14 protein-coding genes are annotated in these 16,823 nt (G+C 56.3%); 5 read left to right on the plus strand and 9 right to left on the minus strand.

Annotated elements, in window-relative coordinates; genetic code table 11:
* Positions 1-272: 272 nt before the first annotated feature.
* The 3 genes from mfd to BM155_RS03670 all read left to right on the plus strand — a co-directional run bounded on the left by mfd (position 273) and on the right by BM155_RS03670 (position 6,648).
* Entirely contained in the window at positions 273-3,752 is a 3,480-nt protein-coding gene (gene mfd, locus BM155_RS03660; RefSeq protein WP_067153447.1) for a transcription-repair coupling factor, read from the plus strand.
* A gap of 136 nt (positions 3,753-3,888) precedes the next feature.
* Positions 3,889-4,614, plus strand: a complete 726-nt coding sequence (locus tag BM155_RS03665) for a CsiV family protein (protein WP_074901127.1) — start codon at positions 3,889-3,891, stop codon at positions 4,612-4,614.
* Between the two features lie 801 nt (positions 4,615-5,415).
* On the plus strand, positions 5,416-6,648 hold the full coding sequence (locus BM155_RS03670) for a DUF819 family protein (RefSeq protein ID WP_067153451.1): 1,233 nt from the start codon (positions 5,416-5,418) through the stop codon (positions 6,646-6,648).
* 200 nt (positions 6,649-6,848) lie between these two features.
* On the opposite strand, the gene BM155_RS03675 is transcribed toward BM155_RS03670, so the two are convergent.
* The 4 genes from BM155_RS03675 to BM155_RS03690 form a co-directional block, all read right to left on the minus strand.
* Entirely contained in the window at positions 6,849-7,064 is a 216-nt protein-coding gene (locus tag BM155_RS03675; RefSeq protein ID WP_067153453.1) for a cold-shock protein, read from the minus strand.
* Positions 7,065-7,355: 291 nt separating this feature from the next.
* Entirely contained in the window at positions 7,356-8,471 is a 1,116-nt protein-coding gene (locus BM155_RS03680; protein ID WP_407939244.1) for a mechanosensitive ion channel family protein, read from the minus strand.
* A gap of 134 nt (positions 8,472-8,605) precedes the next feature.
* Positions 8,606-9,610 (minus strand): beta-N-acetylhexosaminidase, encoded by a 1,005-nt coding sequence (nagZ, locus tag BM155_RS03685; RefSeq protein ID WP_074901130.1) that lies wholly within the window; start codon positions 9,608-9,610, stop codon positions 8,606-8,608.
* A 169-nt stretch (positions 9,611-9,779) separates the two neighbouring features.
* Positions 9,780-10,409, minus strand: a complete 630-nt coding sequence (locus tag BM155_RS03690) for a TetR/AcrR family transcriptional regulator (RefSeq protein ID WP_067153457.1) — start codon at positions 10,407-10,409, stop codon at positions 9,780-9,782.
* A 130-nt stretch (positions 10,410-10,539) separates the two neighbouring features.
* Between BM155_RS03690 and BM155_RS03695 the strand changes: the two genes are divergently transcribed.
* Positions 10,540-10,848: a DUF6763 family protein gene (locus BM155_RS03695; RefSeq protein ID WP_074901132.1), complete on the plus strand. Its 309-nt coding sequence runs from the start codon at positions 10,540-10,542 to the stop codon at positions 10,846-10,848.
* Between the two features lie 36 nt (positions 10,849-10,884).
* On the opposite strand, the gene BM155_RS03700 is transcribed toward BM155_RS03695, so the two are convergent.
* Positions 10,885-11,523: an LOG family protein gene (locus BM155_RS03700; protein WP_067153461.1), complete on the minus strand. Its 639-nt coding sequence runs from the start codon at positions 11,521-11,523 to the stop codon at positions 10,885-10,887.
* Positions 11,524-11,682: 159 nt separating this feature from the next.
* Here BM155_RS03700 and lexA point away from each other — a divergent pair, with 159 nt between their 5' ends.
* Positions 11,683-12,288: a transcriptional repressor LexA gene (lexA, locus tag BM155_RS03705; RefSeq protein WP_067153463.1), complete on the plus strand. Its 606-nt coding sequence runs from the start codon at positions 11,683-11,685 to the stop codon at positions 12,286-12,288.
* 162 nt (positions 12,289-12,450) lie between these two features.
* Here lexA and BM155_RS03710 read toward each other — a convergent pair whose 3' ends face one another.
* The 4 genes from BM155_RS03710 to BM155_RS03725 form a co-directional block, all read right to left on the minus strand.
* Positions 12,451-12,708, minus strand: coding sequence for a hypothetical protein (locus BM155_RS03710; protein ID WP_074901134.1), 258 nt, complete (start codon positions 12,706-12,708; stop codon positions 12,451-12,453).
* A 95-nt stretch (positions 12,709-12,803) separates the two neighbouring features.
* A complete protein-coding gene (locus tag BM155_RS03715) occupies positions 12,804-13,295 on the minus strand; it encodes a DUF6586 family protein (protein ID WP_067153467.1) in 492 nt (163 codons plus the stop codon).
* A complete protein-coding gene (gene topA, locus BM155_RS03720; RefSeq protein WP_074901136.1) occupies positions 13,292-15,961 on the minus strand; it encodes a type I DNA topoisomerase in 2,670 nt (889 codons plus the stop codon). Before topA ends, BM155_RS03715 begins: the two co-directional genes overlap by 4 nt.
* A 230-nt stretch (positions 15,962-16,191) precedes the next feature.
* Positions 16,192-16,650 (minus strand): hypothetical protein, encoded by a 459-nt coding sequence (locus tag BM155_RS03725; protein WP_231902328.1) that lies wholly within the window; start codon positions 16,648-16,650, stop codon positions 16,192-16,194.
* Positions 16,651-16,823 lie beyond the last annotated feature (173 nt).

A 16,823-nucleotide genomic window follows, 5' to 3' on the forward strand; every position in this document is an offset into this window, starting at 1 on the left:
AGCGGCGGGAAAAATCTGCCCCAGTGCCGCGTGGCTGCGCAATATAAGCATTCACCTAAAAGCGCGCAACTGAGCAAAAAAGAGCCTAAAAATTGTAGTAAAACTACCAATTTATTCCTCTGCCAAGCGCCCGTTTCCCACCCCGGGCCGCGGCTTTTCACGACCGCCAAAAATGCAGCCTTTACGGATTATCTGCAGCATAGAACATTCACCGCTACAATAACGCCCCAAACCACTTCTCAGCCCAAAAAATGCGGATATATTAAGGAAAGATGACTGATTTTGATCCCGTCGCCCCACCGGCCTTCCGCTCCTCCAGTGACCGCCAATTCTGGGGGCAACTGCACGGCGCCGCCGCTGCGCTGGCCGTATTAAATGCCGCCCGTAGACGCGCAACCCCCACCCTGCTGGTCACCCGCGACAGCCTCGAAGCGCACCGCATGGAGCTGCAGCTGAAATTTTTTAACAAGCCCGGGGGAGATGGCGCGGGCCGTGAGCAAGTAGAAATTTTTCATTTCCCGGACTGGGAGATACTGCCCTACGATACCTTTTCCCCCCATCAGGACATCATCTCGGACCGTCTCGCAACCCTCTATCAGCTGCCGCAAATGGAAAGTGGCATCGTGATAGCGCCTGTCAGCACACTAATGCACCGGCTTCCGCCGCGCGACTATGTGGCCGGCAATGCTCTGATACTGCACGAGGGACAGCGGTTCGATATCGACGCGCAGCGAATCAAACTCGAACAGGCCGGCTACCACTGTGTGGATACCGTTTATGAACACGGTGAGTTTGCGGTGCGCGGTGCGCTGATGGATATTTATCCGATGGGCAGCCCCCTGCCCTACCGCATTGATCTATTCGATGACGAAATAGATTCTCTGCGCACCTTTGACCCCGAAAGCCAACGCACCGTCGATAAAGTTGACAGTATTCACCTGCTACCAGCGCGGGAGTTTCCACTGCACAAGGCAGCTCTGGCGGAGTTTCTGCAGAACTGGCACGAGCACTTTGAAGGCGATCCCACCCAGGTGCCCATCTATCAGGATATCAGCGCCGGCATCGCCCCCGCCGGTATAGAGTACTATCTGCCGCTCTTCTTCGGCGGCAATTGCGCGAGCCTGTTCGACTATTTGCCCGCCGACAGCCAGATCTTTCTCCTCGGAGACATTCAACAGCCACTGGAAAACTTCTGGCGCGAGGTCAACAACCGCTATGAGAGCCGCCGCGGAGATCTGCACCGGCCGATATTGCCGCCGCGGCAGATACTGCTGGACGTAGCAGAATTTAATGCCGCACTGAAAAAACGGCCCCGGGCGATCCTTTCCCCGGATACACTGCCGAACGCCCAGGGGAACTACAACTTTGCCAGCGAAACGCCCCCGTCACTGCCCGTGGACGGAAAATCCGAGCAACCTCTGGCGGCACTGCAGAGCCACCTGGCGAGCTATTCGGGGCGGGTTCTTTTTTGTGCCGAAAGTGGCGGTCGCCGCGAGGCTCTCCTGGAATTGCTCGCTGGAATCAATCTGAGACCCGTGCAGTTCGAAAGCTGGTCCGAATTCCTCGATAGCGGCGAACCCCACGGTATTACCGTCGCCCCCTTGGATCAGGGAATGGTCCTCAGCGAACCTCCTGTCGCGCTTGTGGCGGAGCCGCAATTGTTCGGCGAAAGGGTCATGCAACAGCGCCGGCGCAAGAAAGCCAAAGACGACGCAGAGATTGCGGTCAAGAACTTGGCAGAGCTGCGTATTGGCACCCCGGTGGTGCACATTGATCACGGCGTCGGCCGCTACCGCGGTTTGCAGCACCTGGAGTTCGATGGCCAACCAGCGGAATTCCTGACCCTGGAATACGCCGATGAGGCCACGCTCTATGTGCCCGTATCCAACCTACACTTGATCAGCCGCTATTCCGGCGCTGACGAAGCTCTGGCACCACTGCACCGCCTCGGCAGCGAACAGTGGCAAAAAGCCAAACGCAAGGCAGCGGAAAAGGTCCGCGACGCTGCCGCCGAGCTACTCGACATTTACGCCCGCCGCGAGGCGCGCCGCGGCCATGCCTTTGCCGACCCGGGGCTCGCCTACCGCGAGTTCGCCGCCGGTTTCCCATTCGAGGAAACGCCAGATCAACAGCAGGCGATAGAAGCCGTAATTGCAGATATGCTCGCGGAGAAACCGATGGACCGCCTGGTTTGTGGCGATGTGGGCTTCGGCAAAACCGAGGTCGCCATGCGCGCCGCTTTCGTCGCCGTGCACGCTGGCAAGCAGGTGGCAATGCTCGTCCCCACCACACTGCTCGCCCAACAACATTTTCAATCCTTTCAGGACCGCTTCGCCGACTGGCCGGTTACCGTCGAAGTGCTTTCACGCTTCCGCTCCGGCAAGGAGATCGACAACGTCAAGGAAAAAGTAGCCGATGGCAAGGTCGACATTCTGGTCGGCACCCACAAACTGCTCTCCAGCGATTTGGACTTCCGCAACCTGGGCCTGCTGATCATCGATGAAGAGCACCGTTTCGGTGTGCGTCAGAAGGAGCGTCTGAAGAGCTTACGTGCGGAAGTGGATATCCTTACGCTCACCGCGACACCGATCCCGCGAACCCTGAATATGGCCATGTCCGGTATCCGCGACCTGTCGGTGATCGCCACCCCACCCGCCAGGCGCCTGTCGGTAAAGACCTTCGTGCGCGAACGCGACGACGCTCTGATCAAAGAGGCGATACTGCGCGAGATACTGCGCGGCGGTCAGGTCTATTTCCTGCACAACGAAGTGAAAAGTATCGAAAGGATCGCGCGGGAAGTGCAGGATCTGGTGCCGGAAGCCAGGGTCGGAATCGGCCACGGACAAATGCGCGAACGGGAGCTGGAGCAGGTAATGAGCGACTTCTACCACAAGCGCTTCAACGTGCTCGTCTGCACCACCATCATTGAAACCGGCATAGACGTACCGACCGCCAACACCATCATTATCGAGCGCGCGGATAAATTCGGTCTGGCACAACTGCACCAGCTGCGCGGCCGCGTCGGGCGCTCCCACCACCAGGCCTACGCCTACCTGCTCACCCCAAACAAGCGCGCGATGACTGCCGATGCCGTCAAGCGCCTGGAAGCCATCAGCGAGGCCCAAGATCTGGGGGCAGGCTTCACCTTGGCCACGCACGACCTGGAAATCCGCGGCGCCGGCGAACTGCTCGGCGAGGAACAGAGCGGCCAGATCCAGAGCGTCGGCTTCAACCTCTACATGGAAATGCTCGACCGCGCGGTTAAAGCTATTCGCAGCGGCAAAACCCCCAATATCGATGAGCCGCTCGAATCCCCTGCCGTAGATGTCAACCTGCGGGTACCGGCGCTGATCCCGGACGATTACCTCCCAGACGTACACGGGCGGCTCATCATGTACAAACGTATCGCCAATGCGGCTGACAGCCGGGAGCTCAAGGAGCTCCAAGTAGAGATGATTGATCGCTTCGGCCTGCTGCCGGAACCGGTTAAGCATCTATTTCGCACCACCGAGATCAAACTCAAAGCGGACGCCATGGGTATCCGCAAGCTGGAAGCATCGGCAGCTCAGGGACGCATCGAGTTTGCGGACGACACCCGGGTGGACCCGCTAACATTGGTAAAAATGGTGCAGAGGGAACCGGGACGCTATCAGCTCGCGGGCGCCAACCAGTTGAACTTTGCCCTCGACGAAGGCGGGCCCAGCGAGCGTCTGCAACAAGTAAGCGGAGTGTTGGAACGGCTGGCGCAGTGATACTATCCGTTCGCAAGGAGCTTGCATCCATGGCCCAACTGATTTCGGCCGTCGAATGCAGCAAAGTCCTCGAACGCGGCACCAGCCTTGTTTCGCGGTAGATTCAGTAACGAGACGACCAGAAAGCGGTAACTCCATGACAAACATCCTAAGACTCTGCGCCGCCTTGCTGCTGGCAGCAACGGCGGCAAGTGCCCAAGCTGTCAACTATGCGGGCACCACTTTCGAGATAGAGATGATCGTCTTCGAGCGCATTGGCGGCATGGAAAACTCCAGTGAAGACTGGCCCGCAGCGCCACGACTGCGCTACCCAGAAAAATGGGTGGATTTCGATACCGCTACTGGCGGTGCCCCCCTTCTGGTCCCGGCGGCCACACAACTGAGTAACAAGGCAGCGGCACTGAACCGCAGCGGTGACATGCGGGTACTTTTCCATAAAGCCTGGCGCCAGGTGCTGCAACAGAAGCGCAACTCCCCGGCGATTATTATTGACAGCGGCGAGAACCCGGGAAGTCAAAGTCGTCTGGGCGGTAGCGTGACACTAAGTGTGGCGCGCTATCTCCATCTGAGCACCAACCTGTGGCTAAGCGAACCCAGCGATGACAACACCGGTATCCCGCTGCCTCTACCCCCGAAAGCAGCTACGGAAGAACCTCTGGACCTGATGAGCACTGCAGACTTTCGGCCAGCAATGGCAGACAGAGCCATGGCCCCAGACACGACCTACGCGCGCCATGTGGCCCTGTTACAAGCCGAGCGGCGCATGCGCAGCGGTGAGCTGCACTACATCGATCACCCCGCCTTCGGCGTGCTTATCGAGGTCAGAACAATAACCTCGGCAGAGGAAGCTTCGGGCACCTAGGGAACCTCTGGTTAATTCACTTCCTGACGGTAAAAACTCTTTGGAGCCAGATAAGAAGCTCAGGTGATAGGCTGGCCATTTCGAAACCGACCGATACAGGAATGTATCCGTCGGAGCTACAGGGAAATACTCGTACGTTTTCGAAGTGGCCATCCTATTGCCTGAGCGCCCCGGAACCTACCATAGTGTGCGCGCGAATGAATCAGAGGTTCCCTAGCGCTTGTAGAGCGCCCAATACGCTGATTCACTCTAGCTCTCCGCACAGGCGAAAGTCTGCCAGCCCATCTCCGCTGGCAGCCCGATAGCCAGAACATCCCGCAACCACGCCAGTGCTTTCACGGTTAGCAGAAGTATCACAATTCTCTTGCTTTTATCGATGATGACTGAAAAATACCTTGACCAATAGGTAGTGTGGCAGCAAACAACAGGCACGGGGTTCGAATAACTTACCCAAGCTGTTGCACTCCGGTATACTAAAAACTTCCGAGTGATAGAAGCATCCCATACAGGGAACCTTTGATTAATTCGCAGGGTCGCTCAGGCAAAGAGATCGTCATTTCGAAAACACAAGACTCCACCGGATAAGGTCATGTATCCGACAGTTTTGAAAACAGCCGAGTGATCGCATCTGCGCCTGGAGTCTCTGTCGTGCCAGTTAGCGATTTCATCACGGGTTCTCTAGGATAAAATGCTGTCACTCCTGAGGTTTAACCTTCCCAACCGCTCGGAGCAAAAGCCAGTTCATCGAGCGCTATGGCAGACACAGAGTTATAAAACCCCTAACAACTAGCCAGTATTTCCATGATTACCAACGATGCAACAATTCTCGGCATGCTTGCCGCCATTCTGGGCTTTGTCTTTTACACCGCCGGTAGCGAGCACCCGTTTTGGAAGCGCTTTTACCGCTTCGTGCCGGCTCTACTACTCTGTTATTTCCTTCCTTCATTGCTTACCACATTCGGCATTATCGATGCGGAAAACTCAAACCTTTACTACGTTGCTTCCCGCTATCTGTTACCGGCAAGCCTGGTGTTACTGACCCTGAGCATAGATCTCAAAGGCATTATCAATCTGGGGCCGAAAGCGCTGATTATGTTTCTGACCGGGACTTTGGGTATTGTGATCGGCGGCCCTGTGGCACTGCTGATTGTGTCCGCGGTAAACCCGGACATGATCGGTGTCGACGGCCCCGATGCAGTTTGGCGCGGCATGACCACCGTGGCTGGCAGCTGGATCGGCGGCGGGGCCAACCAAGCGGCGATGAAAGAAATCTTTGGCGTGGGCGATCAGATCTTTTCCGCCATGGTGGCCGTGGACGTGATCATTGCAAACCTATGGATGGCCGTGCTCCTGATTATGGCGGGCAACGCCAAGACACTGGACCAGCGCCGCGGTGCCGATACTGAAGCCATCACCCAGCTTCGAGAAAAAGTGGAGGCGCTGCAGAAGAAACACCAACGCATTCCCAGCCTGCCGGACCTGATGTTGATTGCCGCCGTCGGCTTCGGCATCACCGGTATTGCCCATGTAATGGCGGATCAACTCGCCCCTTGGTTCCAAAATAATGCCCCGCAACTGGCACGATTCAGCTTTACCAGTCAGTTTTTCTGGGTAATCGTTATCGCCACCACCCTTGGCGTGGCGATGGCCTTTTCGCCCGCAAAACAGTTGGAAGGGGCCGGTGCCTCCCGCGTAGGATCGGTATTTATTTACATCCTCGTGGCCACCATAGGCACGCACATGAATATCGCCGCTCTAAAAGATAGCCCCGAGCTATTTGTGCTCGGAGCCATCTGGATGGCAGTACACGCGGGGCTAATACTGCTGGTGGCGAAACTCATCAAAGCCCCCACCTTCTTCTTGGCGGTAGGTAGCCAAGCTAATGTCGGCGGCGCAGCCTCAGCTCCGGTAGTAGCCGCAGCCATCCACCCCGCGTTGGCGCCTGTAGGGGTTCTACTGGCAGTACTGGGCTACGCGCTCGGCACCTATGCATCCTGGTTCTGCGGCCAGTTGCTGCGGGTGATCGGAGGCTGATCTCAGGGGCGGCGGCCAACCAGTACGCCCCGTCGCAGCAACAAGGGGCAATACACCGGTGGCCACAAGCTGGAGAAAAACGAAAGAAAGGCGGGTCTTTGACCCGCCTTTCAGGCTACACCAGTGGGAACTCAGGGCTTCTCTGTCCCTTGGATTCCATTTTGCAGAAAAGTTATTTCAACGAGTAAATTCAGCGGGAATCACTCACAAGGAACAACATCTTCCGCCAGCAATCCCTTATCGCCCCGCTGCATTTCAAACTCTACCGCTTGGCCTTCGTTCAATGTTTTATAACCATCGCCGCGAATGCTGCGGTAGTGAACGAAAATATCCTCAGTTCCTTCTCCACAGGTAATGAAGCCATAACCCCGGGCGTTATTGAACCACTTCACAGTACCTGTAACGCGATCACTCATTGAGACAACCTCATTATTGTTATTGCGCCCACCCCACTCACCCGAGAAAGGCGTTAGGCCAAGCGCCACCCCATTATCAGTAATCACCCCAAACAGCGATTACGGTTTCGAACCGTCCACCGAGCACAAGCTTGGTGTACGAACTCCGATTCTTAGATAAATCGGCGCCAGTGTCTAGGGCTCGATGCGAAATAAATACCAAGATTCAACGATTACATGCAACAAATCGTCAAAATTTGATTTAAATCCGCTGTAAATGGAAAAAATATACTTTTCACCCTCTGATTGACATCAAGTATCCAAGGCAACTTCGCGCTTTAGCGAAGACAGTTCGGCAATATGCAGCGTTGAGGTCGGGAAGGCGCAAGAAGCCCCGTGACCTTCAATAATCTTTAATATTGTTAATAGGACGTCCTGCTTTATCTCGTGATATCGTACCCAATCGGTGGTTTTGGTGAAGGTATAGATAAAAAAGTCCAGCGATGACGGAGCAAACGAATTGAAATTGACAATCAACGTTTGATTAGTATCGATTTCAGGATGCTGCTGCAGCATTGCTTTCACGTCGGCGATAATGGCCGGCATCAGAGGCGCATCCTCATAGCGGATGCCAATGGTCTCGTATATGCGCCGATTCAACATACGCGAGGGGTTTTCCACCGCAATCTGGGTGAAAACACCATTGGGGATATAGAGGGGCCGTTTGTCGAACGTGCGGATACGGGTGAGACGCCAGCCGATATCCTCAACCACACCCTCAATTTCCTTGTCCGGCGAACGGACCCAATCGCCGACGGCAAACGGGCGATCCAAATAGATCATCAAACCGCCAAAAAAATTAGCCAGTAAATCCTTGGCCGCAAAACCCACCGCGAGTCCACCGATACCGCCAAAAGCCAGGACACCACTGATGCTGTAGCCAAGGAATTGCATAATCACCATCGCGGCGGTAATCACGATTGAGGCGCGCACCAACTTGCCCACTGCCCGCACTGTGGTCGCGTCCATGGGTTTACCCATATAACGGGGATCGCGAAGATTGTGTTCCACATTGCGCGAGAATCGCCAGGCGAACCAGGCCAACACCAGTATTAGGCCAATCTCCCGCGCCGGCACCGCGAGGGAAAAAATTTCCGCCCCTGTCACTACACCGGCTCTGTTGGCAGCCACGCTGAGGCCGAGCAGCCAGATCAACACCGACCCAGGAGGCATCAAAGCGCCGACCAAAGCATCGTCCCAAGGGTTTACAGTCCGCTCCGCCCGCTCGGCGAGCCGGTGAACAAAGCGGCCCAATAACCAGGAGGACAGGGCCGTTACCAGAACGATCAAAAAAATGGACAAAATCCAGAAGCGATTGTCCCCAATCCAGGACAACATGAGTTCTTTAGCTGATTCCACGAAATACAACTCCCGCTACACGCTGTTTATCGCTATATCTTACCCCGCCCGGACGGCTCTCTATAGCCACCCCTTCACGCTCAGTGGGCAGCTTCATCTTTGTTGCCGATACTTCACAAAGCGGCAACCCGGCCTCGAGCCCCCTACATCCAGGACGCCAGCCAATCACGTGTTTTATGCCAGCGCTCACAGGATTTCAGCTCCCGCCAGGACTGAATCACCGGTCTACCTCGCATTATTTTCAACCGCTCGCTGGATTCGCGGCGGGGAGAATAGCCGTCCAGCGTCTCGAGTATTTCAATAACCCCGGCACGGCAGTTGCAGACAACCCCCATATCACACCCGGCTTCCAAAGCCGCTCGAATCCTGTCTGCGTACCCTCCCGCGATAGCCGCGCCGCCCATGGAAAGGTCATCACTGAAGATAACGCCACTGAAACCGAGTTGCCCGCGCAACGCCTGCTGGAGCCAGACCGGGGAAAATCCCACCGGCCGGCGGTCCACCTGAACAAAGCGGATGTGGGCGGGCATGATCGCATCCAGCTCCCCTGCCTCTATACAGTCAATAAAGGGCTGCGCATCAGTCGCCATAATTTCCTGCAGCGGGCGCCCGTCCTCGGGCAGCTCCTCATGACTGTCCTCGATCACATGGCCATGACCGGGAAAGTGCTTACCGGTGGTCGCCATGCCGGCCTCCCGCATTCCCCGCATAAAAGGCCGCACCTGCTCGGCCAGGCGTCTAGGGTCGGCGCAAAAGCTGCGATCCCCAATGACGCGGCTGCGATGATCGTCCGCGTCCAGCACTGGGGCAAAGCTGAAATCCAAGCCAACCGCCAACAGTTCCGCCGCCAACAACCAACCGACGTCCTGTAACTGGCCGCTATCTGCGCGACCACACAGCGCTTGCATGGATGGCAGCCGGGTAAATTCATTACGGAAACGCTGCACCCTGCCACCTTCCTGGTCCACTGCCAACAAGATTTCGGGACGCACCTCGCGAATCGCCGCAACCAATTCTTCCAGCTGGACTCTATCGCGGTAGTTACGCGCAAAAAAAATCAATCCACCTACCAGCGGGTGCCGCAGTAACTCGCAATCTTGCCCAGTCAACTCCAGCCCCTCGATATCGATCATTACCGGGCCGATCATGGAATATCCTCTTCGTTAAATGTGAACGACACAGCAGGGGGCAGCCAGACACCAGGTAAATCCGCGCGATTGCACCCTTTTCTGACGCTACTGTTGTGGGGTGCGCTTCTATCCCCCCCTTCACGCTCCACTCCCTTCCCGCTGAGTCAGATAGTATTGCAATGGCGTCCTAGCCGTTGACCTTAAGCATGGCCGATGCCGCGGGTACCAAGCGTTCCAGCGTCTCCTGGAGACTGCTCTCCGCCCCGAAATCCTCCCTCAGGATAGCCTCGATGGCATCAAAGCTCGACAAAGTAAAAATAGTGGCCCCAAGCATAAAATAGAGGCGCCAGTAAAAGGTCACCGGGTCCAATCCAGGCAGCGCCTGGGCCAGGAGACCGGCGAAACGCCGGTAGCTATCGCCATAACGGGACACGATAAAACGGCGCAGATGTCCCTGATACTGGGTATAGGCCAGCCCGAGCAAGCGCATAAACCGCTGCGGATCCCTGCCCCGCTTCACCAGGCTGCCTATGGCCACTTGGTAAATACTCGACAGAAGATCCTCCACAGTAAGCGGCTCTCCGGTAGCGACACGCCTGTCCAATTCGACAGCCAGAGCTTGGGTGAAAGGTGTTAAAAACCGCTCGAATACCGCTTGTATCAGTTCTTTTTTAGACCCGAAGTGATAATTAACCGCAGCGAGATTGACACCGGCTGTACTGGTAATGGTGCGTAGTGATGTCTCGGTAAACCCACGTTCGGCGAAAAGTATCTCCGCCGCATCCAGGATCCGGCTAACGGTATCCGTCTGACTCATGCCTGTTTAAACCATCATTTAAAACAACTGTTTGGTTTTGCCAGATTAGCATATTCCTGCTTGGATGGCGCCTTGTTGCCACGGGTGAACCGACCCTAGATTGAAAGGAAAGCAACTGGGAGAAGCAGCCATGGCACATCCTAAACCCGATATTGGCGATTGGTACGAAGATATCGACAGCGGCGAGTTATTCGAGGTGGTGGCCATCGACGAAGTACACGGGACCGTGGAAGTACAGTACCTGGATGGCGCCGTCGGCGAGTTCGAGCGGGACCACTGGCCGGCTTTGCCGATCGTCGACGCTGAACCGCCTGAAGATGCCAATATCGCCTTTGGCACCACCGCTCATGAACAGGACGCAAATACGGTGGAACCAGCCAACCCGCTGGATACCCTGGAAGGCGAGAGCTTTACGGGAACTGACGAGCCTGATCACTGACATCACCCGCCATCCAGCAAGCTGGCCACAGCGGATTTATTCCCGTTCTTTGATGTGCTCGATAATCAACTCGGCAGCCTCATCGACGGTATCCACAATTTTGAATAAGTCGAGGTCCGAAGAATCGATACACGCCCTCTCCAAAACTGTATCCACCAACCAATCCCGCAACCCAGACCAATAGCGCTTGCCCACCAGTACAATGGGAAAACGGCGCACTTTTTGGGTCTGTACCAAAGTCAAAATCTCGAATAGTTCATCCAGAGTCCCGTAGCCACCCGGCAAACCGACAAAGCCCACCGCATGCTTGACAAACATGAATTTTCGCACGAAAAAATAGCGAAAATGTAAACTGATGTCCTGATAAGGATTGGCTTTCTGCTCGAAGGGTAATTCTATATTGAGGCCTATGGAGGTTCCTGGCTGCGGATAAGCGCCGCGATTACAGGCCTCCATGGCCCCAGGACCACCGCCGGTTATCACCGGGATACCCTCAGCGGCCAGCAATTCCCCCAGCCGTACGCCCTGCTTGTATTCAGGGCTGTCTTCCGCAAAACGGGCGCTGCCGAACACGGTGACGGCACCGCTCAGAGCAATCAGGCGCTCTATGCCGTCCACCAATTCTGATTGAATACGCAACACACGCCACGCTTCGGGCATTTTCGCATCTAACATTATTGTGTTCCCTCATTGTCGCACTTATCGTCAGAATACATACTTTTCTTTGCATTTCCTTCTCAATGTAGCAGCTGCACCCCGAGGATTGCACTGCTGTCAAATCTGTATATAATCCCAGCAACTGTATAAAAATACAGACAAAGATCAGGTGATTCCATGACAAACCTCACTGCACGCCAGGCCCAGGTACTTGAACTGATCAAGGTGTATCTGGAGGAAACAGGTTACCCGCCCACGCGGGCAGAGATCGCCCAGGAACTGGGTTTTCGCTCTCCCAATGCTGCGGAGGAACACCTCAAGGCCCTGGCCCGCAAGGGCGCCATCGAAATGGTGGCAGGCGCCTCCCGGGGTATCCGTATACCGGATCATCAGACAGGCCTCCCCATTGTCGGCCGCGTGGCGGCGGGCAATCCGATCCTGGCGGAGGAAAATATTGAGGATTATTGCGATCTGCCGGCAAATTTCTTTCACCCGCCAGCGGATTATCTGTTGAGGGTACACGGGATGAGCATGCGTGACGCAGGGATCCTCGACGGCGACCTGCTCGCGGTCCAAAAAACTGACCAGGCTCGCAACGGCCAGATTGTGGTCGCCCGCATTGAAGACGAAGTGACTGTCAAACGCTTCCGCCGCAAAGGCAATCAGGCAACCGTTCAGTTACTTCCGGAAAACGAGGACTTTGAAGTAATACAGGTGGATATGCGGGACAAAAACTTTGCGATTGAAGGACTTGCGGTGGGCGTGATCCGCCAAAACCCGTAGACGCGGAACATCTGATATTCAGGCCGAGTCTTTGCTTGCTAATCGATCGCTCGGCCTTTGCAAAACTTACGCGGGGGCATTGCTTGCGGGGGCCCGGAAGTAACTAGCCGGGCACGGAAAGACCACCCTCCTGCGCGCGACCGAACATTCCGCACCCATCAGTCAGTGTACCGTGTGATTAACCGGTACCGCTTCTTCCTCTTCCTCGAGATACTCAGCCCCCTGCTCCTCCATATACTGAACAGCCTCTATTCCAGCCTCCAGCATTGCTCTCGCCACAGCGACTTTGTGTTCACGCAGGAATTCCAGACTTTCTGCCGAAAAATGGATGCGAACCAGCGGGTCCTCCCTGTGCCCGGCCCGGCGCAATGCCACATCGCCGTTGGCCAGTTCGACAATTTCAAAAGTTTCGGAGGACATGGACTTCTCCCTCTACATCGATTTCCACGCAGTGTAACACAGGGGCAATCATTCAGTGACAGGAAAAAGAAGGACAGGTCTGCGGTGAAATGGCGTTACCATTCCTCCGCCTGTGCGCGCTGGCGTTGCACCAGCTCCCCCAAAGCCCCGTGCCACTCCCACAGCAGGCTATCATTCAGCACCGGGGCGGCAGATGCCGAGATGTCTTGTACCGGTATCAGATTGTCGCCCTGGGGCCGGTCGCCGCATTTCTCTTGGGAGAAGTGCCACAACTGCCTCCAGGCCGCCTGCATCTGCGCCAACCAGCTGTTGCGATTGGCCAACAGCTCTTGGAGCTCCACCGCCTGGCTGCAGGTTTTACCCGCAGCCTGTGCACACTCGGCAAGTGTCTGGGCGGACTCCGGTTCGGTCATCAATTGCAGCTGAAATGCCAACTCGGCAAGAAATGCGCGATAGGCGCGCCACAACTGCAGTACTACCGCCTCATACAACGCAGTGCGCGCCAGCGGAGCGGCGTTCTCAGTCTCCAACAGCAACGCAGCCTTGCGCAGCGACGAAGCCACAATCCCGGTATAAGGATTACTCATTTGCTTTTCGCCATCGCCTTTTTGCGCGCGGGCGCGCGCTTGGCTTTACCTGCGTCTATCTGCCACTTGCCATCGCGGTAGAAGGCGCGCCATCCCGTGGCTTTGCCATTTTCTTCGGATTGCACATACTGCTCCTGGGTTTTGCGGCTGAAGCGCACTACCGTATCGCGCCCTTCGTCATCTTCGACTGGCGCGGAAAACAGAAAGCTATACTTCGGATCTATCTCATCCTTGTGCGGCAGCAGTTCCTTTACCAGAGGCGCACGGGTCTCGCGGTTTTTCGGAAACTGACTGGCGGCCAAGAATAGACCGGTGGCGCCGTCACGCAAGATATAGTGGTCGTCCACCTTTTGACATGGAAGTTCCGGCATGGGTACCGGATCCATTTTCGGCGGCGCTGGCTGACCGTTTTTAAGCAGCTTGCGGGTGTTTTTGCAGGATTCATTGGTACAGCCAAAATACTTGCCAAAACGGCCGGATTTCAACTGCATATCCGAACCGCACTTATCGCACTCAATGACGGGGCCATCGTAGCCCTTGATTTTGAATGTGCCCTGCTCAACTTCATAGCCGGGGCAGTCCGGGTTGTTGCCGCAGATATGCAGCTTGCGGTGCTCGTCCAACAGATAGCTGTCCATGGCGGTACCGCACTTGGGACACCGGCGCTTTTCACGCAACAGACGGGATTCGGCCTCTTCATCCTTGTCCGCATCCACCGCCTCGTCACCGGGCACTAGGTTCATGGTGTTCGTGCAACGCTCCTTGGGCGGCAATGCATAGCCGGAACAGCCGAGAAATACCCCGGTGGAGCCAGTTCGAATCTGCATGTGGCGGCCGCATTTGCTGCACTCAATATCTGTGTCTGTTGGCGTGTTGCGGCGCATTCCTCCCTCTGCCGCCTGGGCTTTTTCCAGCCGTGCGGAGAAATCCTGGTAAAAGTCGTCGAGCAACTCCTTCCACCCCTTCTCGCCCTCTGCGACAGCGTCCAGAGATTCTTCCAGGTTGGCGGTGAAGCCGTAATCCATCAGATTCTGGAAGCTTTCGTTCAGCCGGTCGGTGACTATGTCCCCCATCTTTTCAGCGTAGAAGCGGCGGTTCTCCAAGCGTACATAGCCTCGCTCCTGGATTGTGGAAATGATGGATGCGTAGGTGGAAGGACGGCCGATACCGCGCTTTTCCAGCTCTTTTACCAACGCCGCCTCACTGTATCGCGCCGGCGGTTTTGTAAAGTGCTGTTTTGGATCCAGCTTTTTCAGCGCCAGCTTTTCGCCAACTTTTACGTCCGGCAACACCAGATCTTCATCTTTCTTGCCAGCCGGTGGTGCCACTTTCATAAAGCCGTCGAAGCGGATCACTCGACCGCGAGCGCGAAGCTCAAAGTCCCCGGCACTGACCACGATCGACGTGGAGGTGAACTGGGCTGGGGTCATTTGGCAAGCCACGAACTGCTGCCAGATCAAGTTGTATAGCCGCTCGGCATCCCGTTCCATGCCAGGCAGCATATTCGGCTGCACACGCACATCCGACGGCCGTATCGCCTCGTGCGCTTCCTGAGCCCCCTCCTTGCTGCTGTATACATTGGGGCGCTCCGGCAGATATCTGTCACCGTACTGCTCGCCAATAAACTCGCGAACGGATTCCACCGCCTCTGCACTCAGATTCGTGGAATCGGTACGCATATAGGTGATGTGGCCCGCCTCGTAGAGGCGCTGCGCCAACATCATGGTTTTCTTGACACTGAACCCCAGGCGGTTACTGGCCATTTGCTGCAGTGTGGAGGTAATAAAGGGTGCCGAAGGCTTGGAGCTGGTCGGCTTGTCGTCCCTTGCGCTGACGACGAAGTCACTGGCCTGCAGGGCCTGGGCCGCAGCGCTAGCCTGAGCCTCATTGGTCGGACGGAAATTTTCCCCGGCCTGCTTTTTTACCTCCAGGCGGAGCGCTTCTGCCCGAGCGGTCTCTGTGTCGGCGTTAATTGTCCAGTATTCTTCCGGAACAAATGCGCGGATCTCGCGTTCGCGCTCCACCACCAAACGCACCGCCACTGACTGCACCCGCCCGGCGGAGAGACCGCGGGCAACCTTCTCCCACAGAAGCGGCGATACCATGTAGCCGACAATGCGGTCCAAAAAGCGCCGCGCCTGCTGAGCGTTTACACGGTTCATATTCAGGCGGCCCGGATCCTGGAAGGCCTCCCGGATCGCAGATTTGGTAATCTCGTTGAACACCACTCGGCGATACCGTTCGTCATCGCCGCCGATGGCTTCGCGCAGATGCCAGGCAATGGCCTCTCCCTCGCGGTCCAAGTCCGTGGCCAGGTAGATGTGATCCGCCTCAGCGGCAAGCTTGCGCAATTCAGTGACCACCTTTTCCTTGCCGGGCAAGATTTCATAGTGGGCTGCCCAGTTGTGGTCCGGGTCTATGCCCATGCGCTTAATCAGTTGCTCGCGGTTTTTCTTGCGCTTGTAGGCCTCCTTGGCCTCGGGGGAGAGTTTGCGCGTCTCCGCAGCCCGGCGAGCGCGCTCCTTGGGATCCACCGCCTGCTTCCCACCGCTGGGTAAATCGCGAATATGGCCGACGCTGGACTTAACCACGAAGTCCTTGCCGAGGTATTTGTTGATGGTTTTCGCTTTGGCCGGTGATTCGACAATGACCAGTGATTTACCCATAAGCTCTTGATTTCAAATAGAAAATTTACTGCCTTCCGCCACCCGTCCCCCAGTTGGGGGCCACCAGCGTTGCGCGAATATATAAGCTCCGCTCCTTGTGCGGTCAAGCGAGTAAAACAAAATCTTTAAACAGAGGTTACAATTTGTGCACTCGCCCACATGGCAAGAATCGCTTCAAATAGCGGCATATTTGCAACAATTCAAGGCAATTCCGATAGGATTAAAACCGATTAAGCATCCCCTGGTTGCGCTGGGGCGGCTTGCCGTATCGCTTCCTCTATTGGCGGACGGAATTCCGCGAGCGCCGCTTCCAGCGCATGAAAGCCTGCGTCACCGCTGGATTCCCGCCACTGTATACCCAATCCGTTTTCCTGCGCGATTACGGCACAGGCGTCCTCCGGTAAGTTTTTTAGCATTTGGCGAAGCGGCTCCCAGGCCGATTTCGGTGCCGCAGGCCGGCCATTCCGCCAGTCCCAGCGGCCGGCAAAATGCAATTCATGCTCGACTCGCTGCAACTCCAATATCCAGCCCAATTGCAACCGGCGTCCATCTCCCCAGCGGCTGCTGTAAACCGCAGCTGTCCCCTGCCCCAACGCCGCTGGCAGTGCCTGCATTTGCACCGCGAGTCCGCTGGCAGCGGCCCGAGCACGCATCGCGGCAAGACGCCGGTCGCGTGCGCTCGGTTTCATCCACATCACCGGCCCCACGACAAGGGCAAGCACAAATAATAGGATGAGCAAAGGAAGCCAGCCGGCCATAATCACTCCTTGTCAGCGCGAATTGACGCCTATTTTGCGATGCGCCGCGCTATTTATGTCAACCGGTTTTTTTACAGTAGACTTAGGGAACAACCGCATCTAGA

Origin of the sequence: Microbulbifer thermotolerans (assembly GCF_900112305.1) — a bacterium.
Classification (GTDB): domain Bacteria; phylum Pseudomonadota; class Gammaproteobacteria; order Pseudomonadales; family Cellvibrionaceae; genus Microbulbifer; species Microbulbifer thermotolerans.